Genomic DNA, 18,751 nt, shown 5'->3' with positions numbered 1-18,751 from the left:
GCCGGTGGCAGGGACTGACGACGGGCGGCACCACCGACCCCACGCGGTGGTGCCGCCCGTCGTCGTACCCGTCGTAGCGGTAGCGCCCCGTCGGCCCGTCGGCCCTCCCGGTGGAGGGCTCGCCCCGGGCGGACGGCACGCGGTAGCGTCGGCACCGAACTGATCCCACTCCCCGGAGGTTCCCGTGCCGCAGATCCTGGTCGACCACTCGGCCGAACTCGACTTCGACCGGACGGCCTTCGCCGACGAGGTCCACGAGGCGATCACCGGGGTCATCGACACCACCGTCGACCACTGCAAGACGCTCTTCCGCCCCGCCGCCCACCACCACGTCGGCGACGGCACGACCGGGGAGGCCGCGGTCCTGGTCGAGGTCAAGATCCTGGCCGGCCGCACCACCGAGCAGCGCGCCGAACTGACGGACCGGATCCTCACGATCCTCCGCTCCCGGATCACCCGGCCCGCCGCCCTCGGCGTCCAGGTCACCGAACTCGACCGTGACACCTACCGCTTCGTCCACCACCCCGGCACGCACTGACGGCTGCGCACCCGCGTCCTCGTCCGCGCCCGCGTCCGTCACCGTCGGTGCGGCGCCGTGCAGCGCCGCACCGACGGGCACGATTCCGCCGACCGCCGAACGGTGCCATGCTGGGGACATGACGGAAAGCAGCGCGGCCGTCCCGCTCCGTGAGCGGTCGGAAGTCGGCGGACGCCGGCGGGAGTTGGCCGCGGCGACGGTGGGGTCGGTGGTTGAGTCCTTCGACTGGAACATCTACGCCGTGCTCGCGCCGTACTTCGCGGCGGACCTCTTCGGGCACGGAAAGCACGGAGTCGGCGGTGTGCTCGGCGCGTACGTCACCTTCGCGGTGGGGTTCGTGGCCCGGCCGGTCGGCTCGTACCTGATCGGGCGGCTCAGTGACTCCCGGGGGCGGCGTTCCGCGCTGAGCCTGGGCATGGCGGTGATCGCCGTGGCGAGCCTGGGCATCGCGGCGGTGCCGGGCCGGCACGCGATCGGGGTCTGGGCGGCGGTGCTGGCGGTGGTCGCACGGGTGGTGCAGGGGCTCGCCTTCGGCGGGGAGGCGCCGAGCGTGGCCGCGTACGTGACCGAGACGGCCCCGCCGCGGCACCGGTTCGCGTTCAGCTCGGTGTCGTACGGCGGCGTCATCGTCGGCTCGCTGCTCTCCTTCGGGGTGCTCACGCTGCTGATCCACACCGTCGGCAAGTCCGGTCTGGAGAACGGCGGTTGGCGCTGGGGATTCGTGGTCGCCGCGCTGCTCGGGCTGGCCGCAGTCTGGGTGCGGCGGCAGGCGCCGGAGAGCGCGGACTTCCACCGGGCCCGGGAGCGCGCCGCCGCCGGCGGCCGCCCGCCGTTCCTGCGGATGCTCCGCGAGCACCGGTGGGCGGCGCTCACCGTCTTCCTCAACACCCTGGGCGGAACGGTCGGTTACTACTTCGCCCTGGTCTACCTCCCGCAGTACGCCGCCGCGTACCACGTGATCGACAAGGAGTCGGCGGCCTCGTTCATGACCGTGGTGCTCGCTGTCGTGCTGGTCACGATGCTGCTCACCGGCGCCGCCGCCGACCGCTTCGGCCTGCTGCCGGTCGCCCGGATCGGGTTCGGCCTGCCGATCCCGCTGGTCGGGGTGCTGCTCGGGGGTCTGCGCGGAGGCTGGCTGCCGTTCCAGGTCGTCGCCGTGGTGCTGGGGATGCTGGTGGCGACGGTGCTCGGCACGCTCAACGTGTTCACCGGGCTGCTGTTCCCGACCGAGGTGCGGGCGGTCGGCCTCGGCGTGGTCAACGCGGCCACCATCGCCGCGTTCGGCGGCACCTTCCCGCTGCTCGCCGCGTGGCTGGGCGACCGGCACCTGCTCGGCGTGATCCCCGGGTACGTCACGGTGTGCACGATCGGCCCGGCCCTCGGGCTGCTGACGGCGATGAAGGTGCCCTCCTTCGCGGCCGCCGTCCGGGACACCGCGGCCGTGTCCCGCCGTTCACCGGCATCCACCTGACGAACGATCATCGCCTGTGGTTGAGTGGTCCGGACATACGCCGAACGGGGAGGGCGAGCGTGGGTACCGACAGGCCGGACACCAACGAACCGGACCGTGCAGCCGGGAGCAGCGCATTCGACAGCAGCGGATTCGGCGACAACGGATTCGGCGACAACGGATTCGATGACAACGGATTCGACACCGACGCTTCCGAGAGCTGGCTGACCGAGGCCGGGTTCGAGGAGCCGCCGCAGGTCGACCTGCGCACCGACCGGGCGCACTCCGCCCGGGTCTACGACTACCTGCTCGGCGGCAAGACGAACTTCCCGGCGGACCGCGAGGTCGGCGACCGCGTCATGGCCGACCTCCCGGGCGCGCGGGAGGGGGCCACCGCCGCCCGGGCGGTGATGCACCGGATGGTGCGCCGGCTCGCCGAGGTGCACGGCATCCGCCAGTTCCTGGACGTCGGCACCGGCATCCCCACCGCGCCCAACCTGCACGAGATCGTCCAGTCGGTCGATCCGTCCTCCCGCGTGGTGTACGTGGACAACGACCCGATCGTGCTCGCCCACTCGCGCGCGCTGCTCACCAGCACCCCCGAGGGCCGCACCGCCTACGTGCAGGGCGATCTGCGCGATCCGGAGAAGTTCCTCGCCGACCCGGCGGTGGCCGGCACCCTGGACCTGAACGAGCCGGTCGCGCTGACGCTGATCAACATCGTGCACTTCCTCACCGACGAGGCCGCGCACCCGCCCGTCCGCAAGCTCCTGGACGCCCTGCCCGCGGGCAGTTTCCTCGCTCTGACCGCGGGCACCGGCGACACCGCGCCCGATCGCGCCGAGATCGGCACCCGCCGCTACGCGGAGGCCGGGATCGAGGTCCACATGCGGCCGCGGGAGGGCGTCGAGCGCTTCTTCGCCGGCCTCGAACTGGACGATCCCGGTGTGGTGCTGATCAACCGTTGGCACCCGGAGCTGGGCGAAGCGCCGTCCCCGGGGCTGGCCGACGAGCAGGTCCCGGTGTACGGGGGAGTGGGCCGCAAGGTCTGACCGCCCGGGGGTCCGGCCCCGTCGAGGTCCGCCCCGGCGAGATCCGGCCCCGCGCGGCCGGCCACCGCCGATATTCCGTCAGTTCGACGACCGTCAAACGGGAGCTTGCCGAAACGATCGACCTTACGTGCACATGTCATTAAAGTGACTGCCTGTCGAACCCCCACTCGGCAAGCGGAGTCCCCATGACCATTGCACGCAGGTCCATCCTCAAAGGCACCTCGGCGGCCGGAGCCGCCCTCGTGGCAGCAGGCACGACGGCGGCCGCGCAACCAGCGGCCGCCCAACCGGCCGATGACGCCCCCACCAGCCCGCTCCTGCAGTCCACCCCGCACCGCAGCGGCGCAGCCGGCGTCATCGGCCTGCACCTGCAGTTCGGCAACGACCCCGGCGCGGAGATGACCGTCTCCTGGCTCACCCCGCAGTCCGTCCGCCGCCCGCAGGTCCGCTACGGCACGCCCGACGGCGGCCTCGGCCGGGTGGTCCAGGCCGAGACCCGGACCTACCGGGACTCGATCGACAAGGTCGAGGTGTACGTCCACCACGCACGCCTCACCGGCCTGCGCCCGGGCACCACCTACCTGTACAGCGCCGGCCACGACGGGGCCAATCCCGAGACCGGCACCTTCACCACCGCCCCGCGCGGCCGGGCGCCCTTCACCTTCACCAGCTTCGGCGACCAGGCCGCACCCAACCTCCGCCGCCTGGTCACGTTCCCCGACGGCATGCCCTCGCCGCTCGGCAAGTACCCGGTGTTCATGAGCAGCCAGGTCGGCACCGCGGCCTCCGCGGACATCGTCGCCGCCGTCGAACGGATCGGGCCGCTGTTCAACCTGATCAACGGCGACCTCTGCTACTCCTCCTATGCAGGCCGCCACGGCCAGAGCCGCACCGCGACCTGGGCCGACTGGTTCATCAGCAACAGCCGCTCCACCCGGCTGCGGCCCTGGATGCCCTGCGTCGGCAACCACGAGAACGAGGGCGGCAACGGCCCGATCGGCGCGCTCGGCTACCAGGCCTACTTCTCCCTCCCCGACTCCACGGCCTCCTCCGACGAGGAGACCCGGGGCATGTGGTACGCCTTCACCGTCGGCTCGGTGCGCTTCATCAGCCTCGCCAACGACGACGTGGCCATTCAGAACTCCGGCGACATCTATCTGCGCGGCTACTCCGGAGGTGCTCAACAGCGCTGGCTGGAGCGAGAGTTGCGGGCGACTCGGAGCAATCGGGCGATCGACTGGATCGTGGTGTGCATGCACCACCCGATGATCTCCAGCTCGATGCACGGCGCCGGCAGCGACCTCGGCATCCGCGAGACCTGGGGCAAGCTGTTCGACGCCTACGGGGTCGACCTGGTGGTGTGCGGCCACGAGCACTACTACGAGCGCTCCCACCCCGTCCGCGGCACCCTGCCCAACGACACCCGCACCCCGGTGCCGACCGACACCCGCACCGACATGATCGACACCGGGCGGGGAACCGTCCACATGATCATCGGTGCCGGCGGCAACGCGGCCACCACCCAGGACGACCTCTTCGAGCAGCCCAAGGGCCGGGTGGTCATCGGACTGGAGGACCCGAAGCCGGGCGCGCCGTACCGGGAATCGGTCTGGCTCACCGAGGACGCGCCGTGGGCCGCCGTCCAGGACCGCGAACACGCCCACGGCTTCGCGGCCTTCGAGGTCGACCCCGGCGACCGCCGCGGCGGCACCACCACCATGAAGGTCACCTACTACACCTTCGACGGGCCGCACGGCGACCTCACGCCGGTGGACACCTTCACCCTGTACCGGCGCCGGACGGACGGGCGCGACGGCTGAGACCGGGGGCGAAGGCCAGGGGCAGGGGGTGCGCCCCGCCCCTGCCCCTCGCCCCCACCCCTCCCTCAGCGGCGGAAGATGCCGGTCAGCACGTCCCACCAGCTGCGCCGCTGAGCGGGGAGGGCGGGGGCCGCGGCCCTCCCCGCGCTCTGCGCCGCCCGCTCCGCCTCGGCCGCAAACTGCGCCAACTCCGCCCGCTCCGCCGCCGCCCGCTCGGCCTCGGCGACCGACTCCGGGTCCGGCTCGATGTCGCGCGGGGTGAACTCCACCGGCAGCGCCGTCAGATGGCGGGAGATCCAGGCCGAGGTCCAGGTCAGGTCCTCCTCCTCGACGGCGAGCCGGAGGTCCGGGAGCAGGGTGAGCAGGATGTCGATGCCGGCCTCGGCGACGTGCCGTCCGATGTCCTGGCCGGGGCACTCGTGCGGCCCCGCGCCGAAGGACAGGTGCGAGCGGTTGCCGTACAGCGGGGTGGCCAGGTCCGGGCGGACCACCGGGTCGACGTTCCCGGCGGCGAGCCCGAGCAGCAGGAGGTCCCCGGCCTTGATCTGCTGCCCGCCCAGCTCGGTGTCGGCGGTGGCCCAGCGGCCGGCCACCAGGGACATCGGCGGGGAGTCCCACAGCACCTGGTCCAGCGCCTCGCCCAGGGTCATCTGGCCGCCGGAGAGGTGGGCGCGGAAGCGCGGGTCGGTGAGGACCATCTTCAGCGAGTCGGCGATCAGGTTGACGGTGGTCTCGTTGGCGGCGAGCAGCACCACCCGCAGGTGCTCCATCACCTCGTCCTCGGTCAGCCCGGCCGGGTGCTCCAGCAGACGACTGGTCAGGTCGTCACCGGGCGCCTCGCGCTTGATCGCGATGGTCCGGCGCAGGCCGGCCACCACGTACTCGTTGCTGGCGATGGCCGTCTCGGTGCCCTTCATCAGGTCCCGTGCGGCGTCGACCAGTTGCGGCCCGTACTCGTCGGGCATGCCGAGCAGCTTGGTCATCACCAGCATCGGCAGGTGCTCGGCGAACTGGGTGATCAGCTCGGCCCGGCCGGTCGGCCCGACCACCTGGACCAGGTCGGTGGTGAACCGCCGTACGTGGCGGCGGATCCCGCGCCGGTCGAAGCGGTTCAGACCGTCCAGGACGGCGCCGCGCAGCCGGCGGTGCTCCTCGCCGTCCGCGAACACGCAGATCGGCTGCCAGGCGATCACCGGCAGCAGCGGGGAGTCCATCGGGAGCTCGCCGGAGCGCATCGCCGTCCACAGGCGCGAGTCGCGGGAGAAGAGCGACGGGGTGCGCATCGCGGTGATGTTGGCGCCGTGGCTGAGGACCAGCCAGGCCCGGTGGTCGCCGTGCAGCAGCACCGGGGCGACCTCGCCGTACTCGGCGCGCAGCTTCTCGTAGAGGCCCGCCGGGTCGGCCTCGGCCTCCGGTCCGTAGAGGCGCCGCAGGCCGCCGGGGCCGATCGGGCCGGGCGTCCCGGGGGAGGCGGTGGGTCCGGAGCGGCCGGTCGTCGCGGCCGGGGCGGTGGCGCGGTCGTGCGCCGGGCAGCCGGGCGGCGGGGTGGGGACGGCGTCGTCGGGGAGCGGGGTGGTCACAGGATCTCCGGTCACGGGGGTCGGTCGAGGCGTTCGCCGACGGGTTCGGGACGATCGGGCGCCGGTCGGGAGCCGGGCCACGGGCGGGCGCCGGGCGTCGGCCCGACGCCGGTCGGGGCGGCGTCAGCGGACGGGCGGCGCGGCCAGCTCGTACAGGTAGTGCATCAGCGTCATCAGGGTGTCCCGGCTGGACTGGCGGCTGCGCGCGTCACAGGCGACGATCGGCACCTCGGTCGGCAGGTCGAGCGCCCCGCGCAGCTCCTCCAGGGGGAAGCTCGGTGCCTCGGGGAAGCCGTTGACGGCCACCACGAAGGGCACGCCGCGCTCCTCCAGCCGTCCGATCACCTCGAAACTGACCTCCAGCCGACGGGTGTCCACCAGGACCACCGCGCCCAGGGCGCCCTCGAACAGGCCGTTCCAGAGGAACCAGAACCGCTCCTGTCCGGGGGTGCCGAAGACGTACAGCACGAGCCGGTCGCTGATGCTGATCCGGCCGAAGTCCATGGCCACGGTGGTGGAGGTCTTGGTCTCGACCCCGGTGGGGTCGTCCACGCCGACCCCGGCCTGGGTCATGGTCTCCTCGGTGGTCAGCGGGCGGATCTCGCTGACGGAGCCGACCAGCGTCGTCTTGCCGACGCCGAAGCCGCCCACGATCACCACCTTGACCGCCGTGCTGATGCTGTCCGGCAGCAGGTCCGCGCCGGCCGGCCCCACCACCGTGTCAGAGCCGTTGAAGTCCATGGATCACCGCCTCCAACAGGGCCCGGTCGGGAAGTTCCGCCGCCGGTACGGCGGCGCGGGCCTCGATCAGTTCGTCGTCGAGCAGGTCCGCCAGCAGGACGATGACCACGCTCGTGGGCAGCTCCAGGTAGGCGGAGACCTCCGCCACCGAGAGCGGGGAGCGGCACAGCCGCAGGATGGCCGCGTGCTCGGGCTGCAGGGCGGGCGTCGGCTCCCCGCGGGAGACGATCAGGGTGACCAGGTCGAAGACGCCCGGCCCGGACGGACCGCTGCGGCCGCGGGTGATCACGTACAGGCGGTCGGGCTCGGGGCCGTCCCAGCCGCCCTGGTCTGCCGTCATGCAAGCGCCTCACTGTGCTCGTTCATGCGGTCGTCCCGCCGCCGGGCCGGTCCGGGGGCCGGTTCACGCGACCACCTCGGGGTTGCGCGGCGGCGTGGACAGGTGCTCGCCGATCCGGGCCACCAGGTCGCGCATCTGGTGGCTCACCAGCCCGGCGTCCACGCCCTCGTCGGCGAGCACCGCCAGGTAGGCGCGGTCGCCGGCGGCCATCAGGTAGAAGTAGCCGCCGTCGACCTCGATCACCACCAGCCGCATCGAGCCGTCGCCGTGCGGGAACTCGTGCCCGACGGCGGCGGCCAGGCTCTGCAGCCCGGCGCAGGCGGCGGCTAGGCGGTCGGCGGTGTCGGGGTCGGCGCCGTACTGGGCGATCCGCAGCCCGTCGGCGGACAGCACGATGATGTGGCGTACGTACGGGACACTGTCCGCGAGGTCGTTGAGGATCCAGTCCATGTTGCTCCGGTGCGGAATCACTGCCAATCGCCCTTCCCTGCAGTCTCTTCACTGGTGTGTCCGGTCGGACCGGCGGCCGGGCCGTCGCCGCCGGGGGCCGTCCCGGTGCCCTTGTAGCCGTCCATGAACGCCTCCAGCCACAGGCCCGGCTGCTTCGGCTCCTTGGCCGGGCGGGGCGCCCGGGCCGCCGGGCCCGCCATCGGTCCCGAGGTCGGCCCGGCCGGCTGGGCGGCGGTGCGCGCCGGTCCGGCGGGGCCGGTCCGCGGCACCGGCCGGTGGCGGCGGCGCTGCGGGAGCCCGTTGGCCGTCCGCTCGGTCACGATCACCTCGTCGTCCCCGGCGGGCGCCGCCGCGGTGGACGGCGACCCCCACGGGTTGGTCGAGCCGTAGGACGGGCCGACGCCGGCCGAGGTGGTCGGGGCGCCCCAGGGCCGGGCCGGAGCCGCGTGCCGGGGCGGGTTCGCCGGGAGCGGGCGCGGGCCGGAGAAGGCGCCGATGCCGTGCGCCCGCCCGGTCGGGGGAGCGGTGGTGAGCAGCTCCTGCGGCACGACCAGCACCGCGCGCACCCCGCCGTACGCGGAGCGGCGCAGCGACACCTGGAAGCCGTACGCCTGGCAGAGCCGGCCGACGATCGCGAAGCCCAGCCGGGGGGACTCGGTGAGGTCGTCGAAGTCCTTGGAGACCATGGCCTCGCGCATCGCCTGCTCGGCGCGGGCGCGGGCCTCGTCGGTGAGGCCGAGGCCGCCGTCCTCGATCTCGATCGCCATCCCGCTCTGCACCTCGGACGCGCTCAGGTGCACGTGGGTGTGCGGCGGGGAGTAGCGGGTGGCGTTGTCGAGCAGCTCGGCGACGGCGTGGATCAGCGGTTCGACGGCCGGTCCGGTGACCGAGATCTGGGCCACCGGGTGCAGGTCCACCCGCTGGTACTCCAGGATCCGGGACATGCCGCCGCGCAGCACGCTGTAGAGCGCGATGGGCCGGGTCCACTGGCGGCCGGGGCGGGCGCCGGACAGGACGGCGATGCTGTCGGCGAGGCGGCCGGTCAGCGCGTTGCCGTGGTCCAGGCGCAGCAGGTCGTCGAAGACGGCCGGGTCGTTGCCGTGCCGGTCCTCCATCTCCCGCAGGTCCTTGGCCTGCCGGTGGATGATCGCCTGGACCCGGCGGGCGATGTTGACGAAGGCGCGCTCGGCGGAGTCGCGGCGGCTGACCTCGTCGTCGACGGCGACGGCGATGCCGTGCGCCACGGACACCAGGGACTTGCGGAACCGCGGCGAGACGGACGCGTCGCCCTGCTCGACCGGCTTCAGCAGGATGTCCATCGAGTACCCGTACCGGGACCCGGAGACGACCCGGCGCAGCTCGACCTCGGCCAGCCGCGCGAGCTCGTTCTCCTGCCCGGCCAGCCGGCGTTGCAGGTCCTCCGCCTGCCGGGCGCTGCGGTCCCTCAGCTCGGTCAACGCACGCCCCCGGCGGGCCGATTCGGCGGCCACCACGGCCACCAGCACGGTGCCCGTCGCCCCGCACCACAGCACCCCGGCCCGGGCCCCGGCGCCCACCACCGCCGCGGCGACCGCGACGGCGGCCGCCATCACGGCCGTCGGCAGCAGCCAGCCGAGCAGGGGCGCGGGGCGCCGTCTGGCGGGTGACGATCCAGGTCGAAGCATTCAGCATCCTCAAACGATCGGAACAGTACGGGGACGGACGGCGACCGGCTCCGGAGGCGTGGTGCTGCAGCATAGCCAAGTTCAGGACAATCCTGACCGAGACTCAAAAATACTGTCTCTCAACCGACTTGTGGCAACTTGCCGGACATGCCCGACATCTCGCACACCAGTCCCACACCCGGCGGATCGCCGCCCCGCACCAGGCTTCTCGCCCTGCCGCCCGCGCACCGGCAACCCGGCCCGGATTCGCCCATGTGAAGGGTTTCCGGCCCAAGTCCCCGCGCGGCGACCCGAGTTCGTGCTAGGCGGCGTCAAGGACGGCCCCTGATCACCCGTGCGGGTGAGTGCACCGGGGCAGGCAACGGATGTTGCCTCGCAGAGCAACGACCATTGACGGACGGCCGCGGGTATCCCTACAGTCCGTTCCCATGGAGACGGACGATCTTGGTCGGCGGGTGGCGGAGGACGTGGCCGGTGGGGGTGGGGTGGCGGGGTTGCGGCGGCTGTCGGGGGTGATCGGGGCGTTGGAGGAGCGGCGGACCGAGCTGGTGGAGGAGTTGCGGCGCGGGCAGGAGGCGACCTGGGAGGAGATCGGGCGGGCCTGCGGGATGACCCGGCAGGGGGCGACGCGGCGGTGGGCGGGACGGCTGCGGGCGCGCTCGTTCGGGATCGCGGCGGCCGCGTACCAGGCCGGGCGGCCGGGGTACCCGCAGGCGCTGATCGGATCGGCGGTGCCCCGGGACGCCCGGCGGGTGCTCGACCTGGGCGCCGGCACCGGCAAGGCGACCCGGCTGCTGGTCGAGGCGGGACTGGACGTGGTGGCGGTCGAGCCGGACGCGGGCATGCGGGCGCAGCTGGCCGCGGCGGTGCCGAAGGCGGCCGTGCGCGCCGGCTCGGCGGAGCGCATCCCGCTGCCGGACGGAAGCGTGGACGCCGTCGTGGTGGCACAGGCCTGGCACTGGTTCGACCCGGCGGCCGCCGTCCCGGAGATCGCCCGGGTGCTCGCCCCCGGCGGGACGCTCGCCCTGGTGTGGAACGTCCGGGACGAGTCCGAGCCCTGGGCCGCCGAACTCGGGGCGCTGATGCACCGTCCGGCCCGGCAGCGGATCGACACCCGGCCGGTCCTGCCGGCGCCGTTCGGGCCGCCCGAGCGGCTGGAGATCGGCTGGGAGCACGAGACCACGCCGGCCGGGATCGTCGAGATGGTCGCCTCGCGCAGCTACGTCATCGCGCTGCCGGAGGCCGAACGCGCCCGCCTGCTGGCCGACGTCGGGCACCTACTCGCCACCCATCCGGACCTGGCGGGCCGGGACGTCATCCGGCTGCCGTACCTGACGAGGTGCACCCGTGCCCGCCTCGGCTGAGCCCGTCGCCGGGAGCGCCCCGGCGCCCGTCGCCATCCGCCGCCTGGGGCGCGCGGACGCCGAACCGTACCGGGCCTTCCGGCTCACCGCGCTGCGCGAGACGCCGAGCGCCTTCACCTCCGACTACGCCGAGGAGCGCGCCAGGCCGATGGCCGCGACGCTCCGGCGCCTGGCCGAGGCCGAGGACGGGCCGGGCGCGCTGCTCGGGGCCTTCGGCGCCGGCGGCACCCTGGTCGGCACCGCCGGGCTCACGGTGGCGCGGCGGAGCCAGGAGCGGCACAAGGGCACGCTGTACGGCATGGCGGTGGCCCGCGGCGCGGCCGGGCGGGGGACCGGGCGGGCCCTGGTGCGCGAGGTGCTGCGGACCGCCGCCGCGGACCCGTGGCTGCAGCAGGTGCTGCTGACCGTCTCGGAGGGCAACGAGGCCGCCCGGCGGCTCTACACCGCCTGCGGGTTCGAGGTGTGGGGGCGGGAGCCGAGGGCCGTCCTGGTGGACGGGCGGGCCGTCGCCAAGCTGCACATGGTGCGGCTGCTGGACACCGGGCCGACGGGCGAGCGCGGCCGGCGCTGATCCCGGGACGGGCCCGGCCCGGGCGATTGTCGGTGCGAGGGCATAGTTTGGGGTCGTCGGAGGGCCTGAGCCGCCCCCGCGATTCCGTCTCCGTTGCCCGAAAGGGGTCTTCGCCGTGTCCGTCGCCGTGGGAGAGCAGGTCACCTACCTCGAACTGTCCGAGGACGGGGGGAGTGCGCACAAGTTCTACGAGGTGCGCATCGCCGGTGCGGTGGTGACGGTCCGGTACGGGCGGATCGGCGAGCCCGGTCAGAGCAAGGCCACCAGCTACCCCAGCGCCGAGAAGGCGGCCGCCACGGCCGCGAAGAAGATCGGCGAGAAGGTCCGCAAGGGCTACGCCCCCGCCGTCCAGGGAGTGCGCCAGCGCCGCGCGGTGACCAGGCGGCAGATCGTCAGTACCCGTTCCACCGCCCGCCAGGCTCCGCTGCTGTGGCGGTTCCGCTCCGGCTCGCCCGCCTTCGGGATCTTCGTCGGGGAGGAGCACGCCTGGGTCGGCAACGAGCGCGGCGACGTCTACACCCTCACCCACGACGGCGAGGTCACCGCCCGCTACGGCCTGCCGGACGGCGTCAAGTGCATCGTCGCGGACGACTGGTGGATCTACGCCGGCTGTGACGACGGCAAGGTGTACGACCTGGGCGGCAAGGTCCCGCGGGTCGCCTACGAGATAGCCCAGGACGTCGACATCTTCTGGCTCGACATCCACGACGGCGTGCTCGGCGTCGCCGACGAGCGCGGCGGCCTGACCACGGTGGACCACGAGGACGAGTTCCAGTGGCGCCGCCAGGCCGACGGCCGGGACGGCTGGATGGTGCGCTGCGACGCGGACGGCGTCTACCACGGCCACTCGCGCGGCGTCGCCCGCTACGACAACCGCAGCGGCGACCCGCGGTGGCACACCCCCACCAACGGCGAGGTGCTGTTCGGCTGGCAGGAGGCCGAGGAGGTGTTCGCCGGCACCGGGCGCGGCTGGGTGCACCGGCTGCGCAAGTCGGACGGCGCGGAGGTGGCCGCCTACCGCTGCGACGCCGCCGTGTTCTCCTGCGCGGCCTCCCCGGACGGCGAGTTCGTCTTCGCCGGGGACAACCACTCCTCGGTCTACTGCTTCGCGGCCGACGGCACCCGGCTGTGGAAGCTCGCCACCGGCTGCGGCTCGGCGTACAGCATGCAGTACCGGGACGGCCGGCTGTACCTGGTGACCACCGACGGCTCGCTGGCCTGCCTGGACGCGAGCGAGCAGGCCGTCCGGGCGGCCGAGGGCGGCACGCTGCCGAGCACCGCCGAGGTCGGGAGCGCGGGCTGGGAGCCGGTGCTGGCCGGCGCGGAGCTGGAGACGGTCGTGGTGGCCCCGGGTGCGGGCGCCGGCGGCGGGATCGAGGTGGAGTGCGTCCAGGACGGCGCCCGGCTGCGGGTGCGGGTGGTCTCGCAGGGCTACGACCCCACGTGGCGGGTGCAGTTCCCGAAGGACATCCGGGTCCCCGGGGCGCGCTACGTGGTCGCCGAGGTGCGGGAGTCCGCGTCCGGCGGCTTCTACCGGGCGCGCGGCGAGATCAAGCGCCTGCTCTGACAGCCGGGCTCCGGGCCCTGGACGTTGTCCCGGCGCCGCTGTCCGGGGTGCCGACTCCGGGTCGCCGACTCCGGGGCGCCGGGCGGCCGCCCGGGGGAAGCGGCCGCTCGGGGAGTCTCCTCGCGCGGGGCTGATCCGTGGCGGCGGATCAGCCGAGGCGGAGCACCAGCTTGCCGGTGTTCTCGCCGCGGAACAGCATCTGCAGGGTCTCCGGGAAGTCGTCCACGCTGCCCTCCACCACCTGCTCCTTCACCTTGATGCGGCCGTCGCCGATCCAGCCCGCGATCTCGGCGGCCGCTTCCGCGTACCGGCGGGCGTAGTCGAACACCACGAAGCCCTCCATCCGCGCCCGCCGCACCAGCAGTGACAGGTAGTTGGACGGGCCCTCGACGGTGCTCTCGTTGTTGTACTGGCTGATGGCCCCGCAGATCACGACCCGGGCGTGCATCGCGAGCCGGGTCAGCGCCGCGTCCAGGATCGGCCCGCCGACGTTGTCGAAGTAGACGTCGATGCCGTCCGGGGCGTGCGTGCGCAGCGCCTTGCGGACGTCCTCGGCGCGGTAGTCGATCGCGGCGTCGAAGCCCAGTTCTCCGGTGAGCAGCGCGCACTTCTCGGGACCGCCGGCGATGCCGACCACCCGGCAGCCCTTGACCTTGGCGATCTGCCCGACCATGGTGCCGACCGCCCCGGCGGCGCCGGAGACCACCACCGTCTCGCCCTCCTTGAGCGCCCCGACGTCCAGCAGCCCGAAGTAGGCGGTCATGCCGGGCATCCCGAGGGCGCCGAGGTAGGTGGACAGCGGCGCGAGCGCGGGATCGACGGTGATCGCGCCCTTGCCGTCCGACACCGCGTACTCCTGGACCCCGAAGGCCCCGACCACGTGGTCCCCGACCCGGAACTTCGGGTGGTTCGACGCGACGACCTCGACCACCGACCCCGCCCGCATGACCTCGCCCAGCCCCACCGGCGGCAGGTACGACGGCCGGTCGTCCAGCCACCCGCGCATCGCCGGATCCAGCGACACGTACCTGGTCCGCCCCAGGAACTCGCCGTCCCCGGGCTCCGCCACCGGCTCGCTCCCGTGCGTCCAGTCCTCCGCCCGGACCTCCCCGACCGGCCGGCGGGCGAGGCGGATCTGGCGGTTCACTCCGGTGTCTTCGGTCATGACGTCTCCTGGGTGCACACTCGGCTCGGGAACTTCGACGGCCTGATTCTAAGCAAGCGCTTATTCATCTGACCAGAGCCTGCCACCTCCCGGAGTCCGACAGCAGCCGGCGCCGGCGTCGGTCAGTAGCGGTCGAGGAGGTGGCCGTAGCCGCCCGTCTGCCAGACGATGCGGCGGAACTCCCGGAGGTCGAGGGCGGCCGTGCCCAGACCGACGGCGGCCGGGAAGTGGACGGTGCCGCAGCGGGCGCAGTACCAGGCCTTGGCCCACAGGCGTTCGGCCCGGGGCCGTCCGGCGAGTTGCTGGTCGGCGGACGCGTGGAGCAGCGTTGCGGTCAGGAAGAGGATGCCCGCGAGGATCAGGGCGACGGTCGGCACCATGACGGGGATCTCGAAGGCGTGGTGCTCCTGGAAGGTGGAGGACCGGCGGTCGTCGTCGTCGAAGTCCCTGGCGAAGGATCCGGCGAGGAAGGTGAAGCAGGCCATCATGAGCAGGGCGACCCCCAGGCCCACCGCGATCCGGACGGGCGCCCGGTTGTCGATCGGCGCGGGCGCCAGGGCGCGGGACAGGTCGGACACGACCTCCCGGGTCCGGTGGCGGTGGTCGCCGTGCGGGTGCCGGGACGTCACGCTGCTGCGCCCGGCGTGGTACACCGCCGGGACGCTGCGGACCTGGTCGGTGAGCCCGCAGCGCGGGCAGGGGCGCAGAGCCGGCCGTGGCGGCGGCGGTGCCGGTGCCGGTACGGCGTCGTGGGTCCCCATCGTGATCTCCCCCCGTGGCGGCGTCCGGCCGTGGCGGTCGTCCGTCCGTATCGGCTCAGGACGCCGTTGTGACCGCCGTGGTTGCGGTCAACTCGCACCGTGTGCAGGCTTGTTGGAGATACCCAGCGCGTCGCGGGTCCAGTCGGCCGGAGTGCGCGTGGTGGGGGCGGCCGCCCGGGGGCTCGGCCGCGTCACCGGTCACCCGGGGGCTCGGCCGCGTCACCGGTCACCCGGTCGCGCCTCCGCCGGTCGCCGGGGCGGGGTGGCCCGGCTGCCAGCCGAGCGCGGGCCCGAGCCGGGTCGCCAGATCGGTGAGGATCTGCACGTAGTCCCGGTGTTCGAAGGTGAACGGCAGGGCGAAGGCGACCTCGTCGACCTCCCGGTACCCGGCGTGCGCGTGCAGTCGTTCGACGAGCTGCTCGGACGTGCCGACCAGGTCGGGGGCGAACAGCAGCCGGGCCGGTCCCTGCGGGGCGAGCGTGCGCGGGATGCGGGCGAGGGCGTACGCCTCGTACCGAGCGCGCTGTTCGGGCGTGGCGCTGTCGGTCGGGATGACCACCAGCCCCTGGGAGACCCGGGCCCGCTCGCCGTCGGGGTGGCGCTCGCGGAAGGCGCGGATCTGTTCGGCCTGGATCGCGGCGAAGTCGGGCGGCCCGTCGTCCGTCTCGGCCTTCACCACGCTGCTGGTGAGCAGGTTGATGCCCTGTTCGCCGGCCCAGCGGGCGGAGCGCAGGCTGCCGGCGCCGTACCAGAGCCGGGCGGCGAGGCCGGGGGAGTGTGGCTGGACCCTGCGGGAGTACGCCTCGATGCCCTCGGTGCCCTCGAAGTCGGAGGCGGCCTCGCCGCGGAGGAGGGCGAGCAGGCGTTCGGCGCGGCGGGGGCTGAAGTCCTCATGCCCGCCGGTGCCGGGGTAGAGCGCGTCGCGTACGTGCTCGTAGTGGACGGGCGGCCCGACGGAGAAGCCGGGGTTGAGCCGGCCGTCGGACAGGACGTCCAGGGTGGCGAGGTCCTCGGCGAGGCGCAGCGGGTTCTCCCAGCCGAGCGGGGTGACGGCGGTGCCGAGCCCGATGCGGCTGGTGCGCTGGGTGGCGGCGGCGAGCACGGCGACCGGGGAGGAGATGCCGTACTGGAGGTGGCGGTGGCGCAGCCAGGCGTGGTCGAAGCCGAGCTGCTCGCCGAGGGTGATGAGGTCCAGGGTGGATTCGTGGCCGGGGCGCGGGTCGGCCTCGTCGAAGAGCCCGATGGTCAGGAAGCCGAGCTTCCGCAGGGGGCGAGGGTCCGGCGACATGGTGGGCGGCTCCGCGGGTTGTGGGACGGCCCGGGGGAGGGCCGGAGCGGTGGTGCCCCTCGAACGTAGGCGTCCCGGTCCCGGTCCGACAAGATCGGCACGCGATCCGGACACCCGACCGCAACGGACCCGCAACGGCGGGCAACGCCGCGCAACACGGCGTCGTGCGTTGCGGGGGCCCGCGCCCGGGTGCGGCGCGGGCCCCGCGTGGGACCGCCGGTCAGCAGCTGCGCAGCTCCGGGCTCTGGTTGCGGATCTGGTTGCGCAGCGAGGTGAACTCGCGGTACGCCTCGCTGTCCTCGGCGCCGGGCCGGAAGGCGCCGACGCGGTGGCAGTTGACGAAGGCGAGCTTCACGCCGAAGTGGTCCTCCAGGCTGCCCCGGATGGCGTTGCTGGCGAGCGCGCGCAGCAGCTGGGCCCGCTGCTCGTCGCTGGGCGTGGTGTTGTCGGTGGTGAACTCGTCGTCACCGGCGGCGAGTTCGGTGCTGAGCCCGGCGACGACCTGGTAGGCGTACGGGAGCGAGTCGCGGACGGTGGCGAGGAAGTCGGCCTGGTCGACACGGCCCTCCCGGGCCTGGGCGAGGAGGGCGGGGGAGACGTCGAGCGACATGGGTGTCCTCTTTCGGGGGTGGGGGGCGTGTCTGGGCGTCGGTGGGCAGCAGCCACCGCCATGGTTATCGAAGATGAAAACCATTACGGGTAAGCGTTGCGCCCGACCTGATTCCCTGTCAAGCACCGCCCCCCGAAGGACTGACGTCCGCCGCCGCCGGCCGACGGACCTTGATGACCAGCGTGGCGATCACGACCGCGAGCGCCGCGAAGACCAGGCCCATCTGGAAGGCGCTGGCGATGCCGTGCACCAGGACCTGTGAGGAGTAGGGCTCGGGGAGCTGTCCGGTGGCCTTGAAACGCAGGGTCTCCTGCGGAGTGGCCTGCTGCAGGAACGCGCTGACCTGCTTGCCGGCCTCGTTGCGGCTGGCGGTGCCGTAGACCGTGACCAGGATCGACAGGCCCAGGGACCCGCCGACCTGCTGCGTGGTGTTGAGCATGCCGGTGGCGGCGCCGGTCTCGTGCGGGGCGACGTGGGAGACGGCGGTGAGCATCACCGGGACGAAGATCGAGCCCATGCCGAAGCCGAAGAGCAGGGTCGGGCCGAGGACGCCGCCCACGTAGGTGGTGTTGATGTCGATCTGGGTCGCCCAGGCGACGCCGGCCAGCACCAGGACGGAGCCGGTGACCAGGAACGGCTTGGGGCCCCAGCGCAGTTGGTTGCGGGCGGCGAACTGGGCGGCGGCGATGATGGCCACGCTGATCGGCAGGAAGGCGAAGCCGGCCCGCAGCGGGCTGAACCCGAGGATCTCCTGCACGAACAGGGTGATGAAGAAGAAGATGCTGAACATCGCCGCGGCCACGCAGAGCATCAACCCGTACGCGCCGGAGCGGTTGCGGTCGCGGAACAGGTGCAGCGGGGTGATCGGCTGTGGCACGCGCCGCTCGTTGAGCAGGAAGGCGGCCAGCAGGACGACGGCGAGGCTGAACGCGGTCAGCGTCACGGGGTCCGTCCAGCCGTGCTCGGAGGCGCGGATGAAGCCGTACACCAGGGAGACCATGCCCGCGGTGGCGGTGAACGCGCCGGTGAGGTCGAAGCGTCCGGGGTGGCGTTCGGACTCGTTGATGTAGAGCGGCGCCAGCAGGGCGATCGCGATGCCGATCGGCACGTTGACGAAGAACACCCAGCGCCAGGACAGCCAGGACGTCAGCATGCCGCCGAGCAGCAGCCCGATGGCACCGCCCGCGCCCGCGACGGCGGAGAACACGCCGAAGGCCCGGTTGCGCTCCGGGCCCTCCTTGAAGTTGGTGGCGATCAGCGCGAGCGCGGTCGGCGAGGCGATCGCGCCGCCGAGGCCCTGCAGGGCCCGCGCGGCGAGCAGCCAGGCGGAGGACTGCGCGACCCCGCCGAGCAGCGAGGCCAGGCTGAAGACCAGGACGCCGACCATGAACACCCGGCGCCGGCCGAGGATGTCGCCCGCCCGGCCGCCGAGCAGCAGCAGCCCGCCGAAGGTCAGGGTGTAGGCGTTGATGACCCAGGACAGGTCGGTGGTGTTGAACCCCAGCGCCTGCTGGATGTGCGGCAGGGCGATGTTCACGATCGTGATGTCGAGGACGACCATGAGCTGGGTGGCCGCGATGACGGTGAGGGCTATCCCTGGGTGCTGGCCCCGGCGTGCGGTCGCGGGCGGAGTCTTGGCCAGGGCGCGCGAGGTGACCATGGCAGGTTCCCCAATGACTCGGGGGTGAACGACGGGAGGGGACGGATTCGCTCACCTCCACCGACACTAGTCCGGGGAGATAGGGAACACAACCGTTCATTACGGACAAGCGGCGAGTTCCGGACACCGG

At 73.2% G+C, this 18,751-nt stretch carries 17 protein-coding genes; 7 read left to right on the top strand and 10 right to left on the bottom strand.

All coding sequences use genetic code 11. The annotated features are described in order from the left end of the window. Window positions 1-184 precede the first annotated feature (184 nt). The 4 genes from ACZ7KX_RS21665 (at window position 185) to ACZ7KX_RS21650 (ending at window position 4,860) form a co-directional block, all read left to right on the top strand. Complete coding sequence (locus tag ACZ7KX_RS21665; RefSeq protein WP_470327849.1) at window positions 185-538, top strand: 5-carboxymethyl-2-hydroxymuconate Delta-isomerase; 354 nt, start codon at window positions 185-187, stop codon at window positions 536-538. A 118-nt stretch (window positions 539-656) separates the two neighbouring features. Further along, entirely contained in the window at window positions 657-2,009 is a 1,353-nt protein-coding gene (locus tag ACZ7KX_RS21660; RefSeq protein ID WP_470327848.1) for an MFS transporter, read from the top strand. 203 nt (window positions 2,010-2,212) lie between these two features. Further along, a complete protein-coding gene (locus tag ACZ7KX_RS21655) occupies window positions 2,213-3,040 on the top strand; it encodes an SAM-dependent methyltransferase (protein WP_470327960.1) in 828 nt (275 codons plus the stop codon). A gap of 185 nt (window positions 3,041-3,225) precedes the next feature. Then, the gene (locus tag ACZ7KX_RS21650) at window positions 3,226-4,860 is read left to right on the top strand and encodes a purple acid phosphatase family protein (RefSeq protein WP_470327847.1); all 1,635 of its coding nucleotides are present in this window, start codon (window positions 3,226-3,228) and stop codon (window positions 4,858-4,860) included. 65 nt (window positions 4,861-4,925) lie between these two features. Here the strand turns inward: ACZ7KX_RS21650 and ACZ7KX_RS21645 are convergent, their stop codons facing one another. The 5 genes from ACZ7KX_RS21645 to ACZ7KX_RS21625 all read right to left on the bottom strand — a co-directional run bounded on the left by ACZ7KX_RS21645 (window position 4,926) and on the right by ACZ7KX_RS21625 (window position 9,635). Beyond that, entirely contained in the window at window positions 4,926-6,440 is a 1,515-nt protein-coding gene (locus ACZ7KX_RS21645; RefSeq protein ID WP_470327846.1) for a cytochrome P450 family protein, read from the bottom strand. 123 nt (window positions 6,441-6,563) lie between these two features. After that, complete coding sequence (locus tag ACZ7KX_RS21640) at window positions 6,564-7,181, bottom strand: GTP-binding protein (RefSeq protein WP_470327845.1); 618 nt, start codon at window positions 7,179-7,181, stop codon at window positions 6,564-6,566. After that, complete coding sequence (locus tag ACZ7KX_RS21635; RefSeq protein ID WP_350523174.1) at window positions 7,162-7,521, bottom strand: DUF742 domain-containing protein; 360 nt, start codon at window positions 7,519-7,521, stop codon at window positions 7,162-7,164. The genes ACZ7KX_RS21640 and ACZ7KX_RS21635 overlap by 20 nt, the downstream gene beginning before the upstream one ends. Window positions 7,522-7,584: 63 nt before the next feature. Then, entirely contained in the window at window positions 7,585-7,971 is a 387-nt protein-coding gene (locus ACZ7KX_RS21630) for a roadblock/LC7 domain-containing protein (RefSeq protein WP_396545994.1), read from the bottom strand. A 17-nt stretch (window positions 7,972-7,988) separates the two neighbouring features. Continuing rightward, on the bottom strand, window positions 7,989-9,635 hold the full coding sequence (locus ACZ7KX_RS21625; protein ID WP_470327844.1) for an ATP-binding protein: 1,647 nt from the start codon (window positions 9,633-9,635) through the stop codon (window positions 7,989-7,991). A 428-nt stretch (window positions 9,636-10,063) separates the two neighbouring features. Here ACZ7KX_RS21625 and ACZ7KX_RS21620 point away from each other — a divergent pair, with 428 nt between their 5' ends. The 3 genes from ACZ7KX_RS21620 to ACZ7KX_RS21610 all read left to right on the top strand — a co-directional run bounded on the left by ACZ7KX_RS21620 (window position 10,064) and on the right by ACZ7KX_RS21610 (window position 13,137). Continuing rightward, entirely contained in the window at window positions 10,064-10,999 is a 936-nt protein-coding gene (locus ACZ7KX_RS21620; RefSeq protein ID WP_470327843.1) for a class I SAM-dependent methyltransferase, read from the top strand. Beyond that, entirely contained in the window at window positions 10,983-11,570 is a 588-nt protein-coding gene (locus tag ACZ7KX_RS21615) for a GNAT family N-acetyltransferase (RefSeq protein WP_470327842.1), read from the top strand. Before ACZ7KX_RS21620 ends, ACZ7KX_RS21615 begins: the two co-directional genes overlap by 17 nt. A gap of 115 nt (window positions 11,571-11,685) precedes the next feature. After that, on the top strand, window positions 11,686-13,137 hold the full coding sequence (locus ACZ7KX_RS21610) for a WGR domain-containing protein (protein WP_470327841.1): 1,452 nt from the start codon (window positions 11,686-11,688) through the stop codon (window positions 13,135-13,137). Between the two features lie 148 nt (window positions 13,138-13,285). Here the strand turns inward: ACZ7KX_RS21610 and ACZ7KX_RS21605 are convergent, their stop codons facing one another. From ACZ7KX_RS21605 to ACZ7KX_RS21585, 5 genes are all read right to left on the bottom strand, one after another. Further along, the gene (locus tag ACZ7KX_RS21605) at window positions 13,286-14,302 is read right to left on the bottom strand and encodes an NADP-dependent oxidoreductase (RefSeq protein WP_470327840.1); all 1,017 of its coding nucleotides are present in this window, start codon (window positions 14,300-14,302) and stop codon (window positions 13,286-13,288) included. A 122-nt stretch (window positions 14,303-14,424) separates the two neighbouring features. Continuing rightward, on the bottom strand, window positions 14,425-15,063 hold the full coding sequence (locus tag ACZ7KX_RS21600; RefSeq protein WP_470327839.1) for a hypothetical protein: 639 nt from the start codon (window positions 15,061-15,063) through the stop codon (window positions 14,425-14,427). Between the two features lie 226 nt (window positions 15,064-15,289). Continuing rightward, window positions 15,290-16,351: an LLM class flavin-dependent oxidoreductase gene (locus tag ACZ7KX_RS21595; protein WP_470327838.1), complete on the bottom strand. Its 1,062-nt coding sequence runs from the start codon at window positions 16,349-16,351 to the stop codon at window positions 15,290-15,292. A gap of 220 nt (window positions 16,352-16,571) precedes the next feature. Next, a complete protein-coding gene (locus ACZ7KX_RS21590; RefSeq protein ID WP_350523156.1) occupies window positions 16,572-16,961 on the bottom strand; it encodes an SCO5389 family protein in 390 nt (129 codons plus the stop codon). Between the two features lie 118 nt (window positions 16,962-17,079). After that, window positions 17,080-18,621, bottom strand: coding sequence for an MFS transporter (locus ACZ7KX_RS21585; protein WP_470327837.1), 1,542 nt, complete (start codon window positions 18,619-18,621; stop codon window positions 17,080-17,082). Window positions 18,622-18,751 lie beyond the last annotated feature (130 nt).

It is taken from the genome of Kitasatospora sp. NPDC038210, from assembly GCF_055600605.1.
Note: the sequence above shows the minus strand (reverse complement) of the source record. Positions and strands in the feature narration are given on the sequence as shown.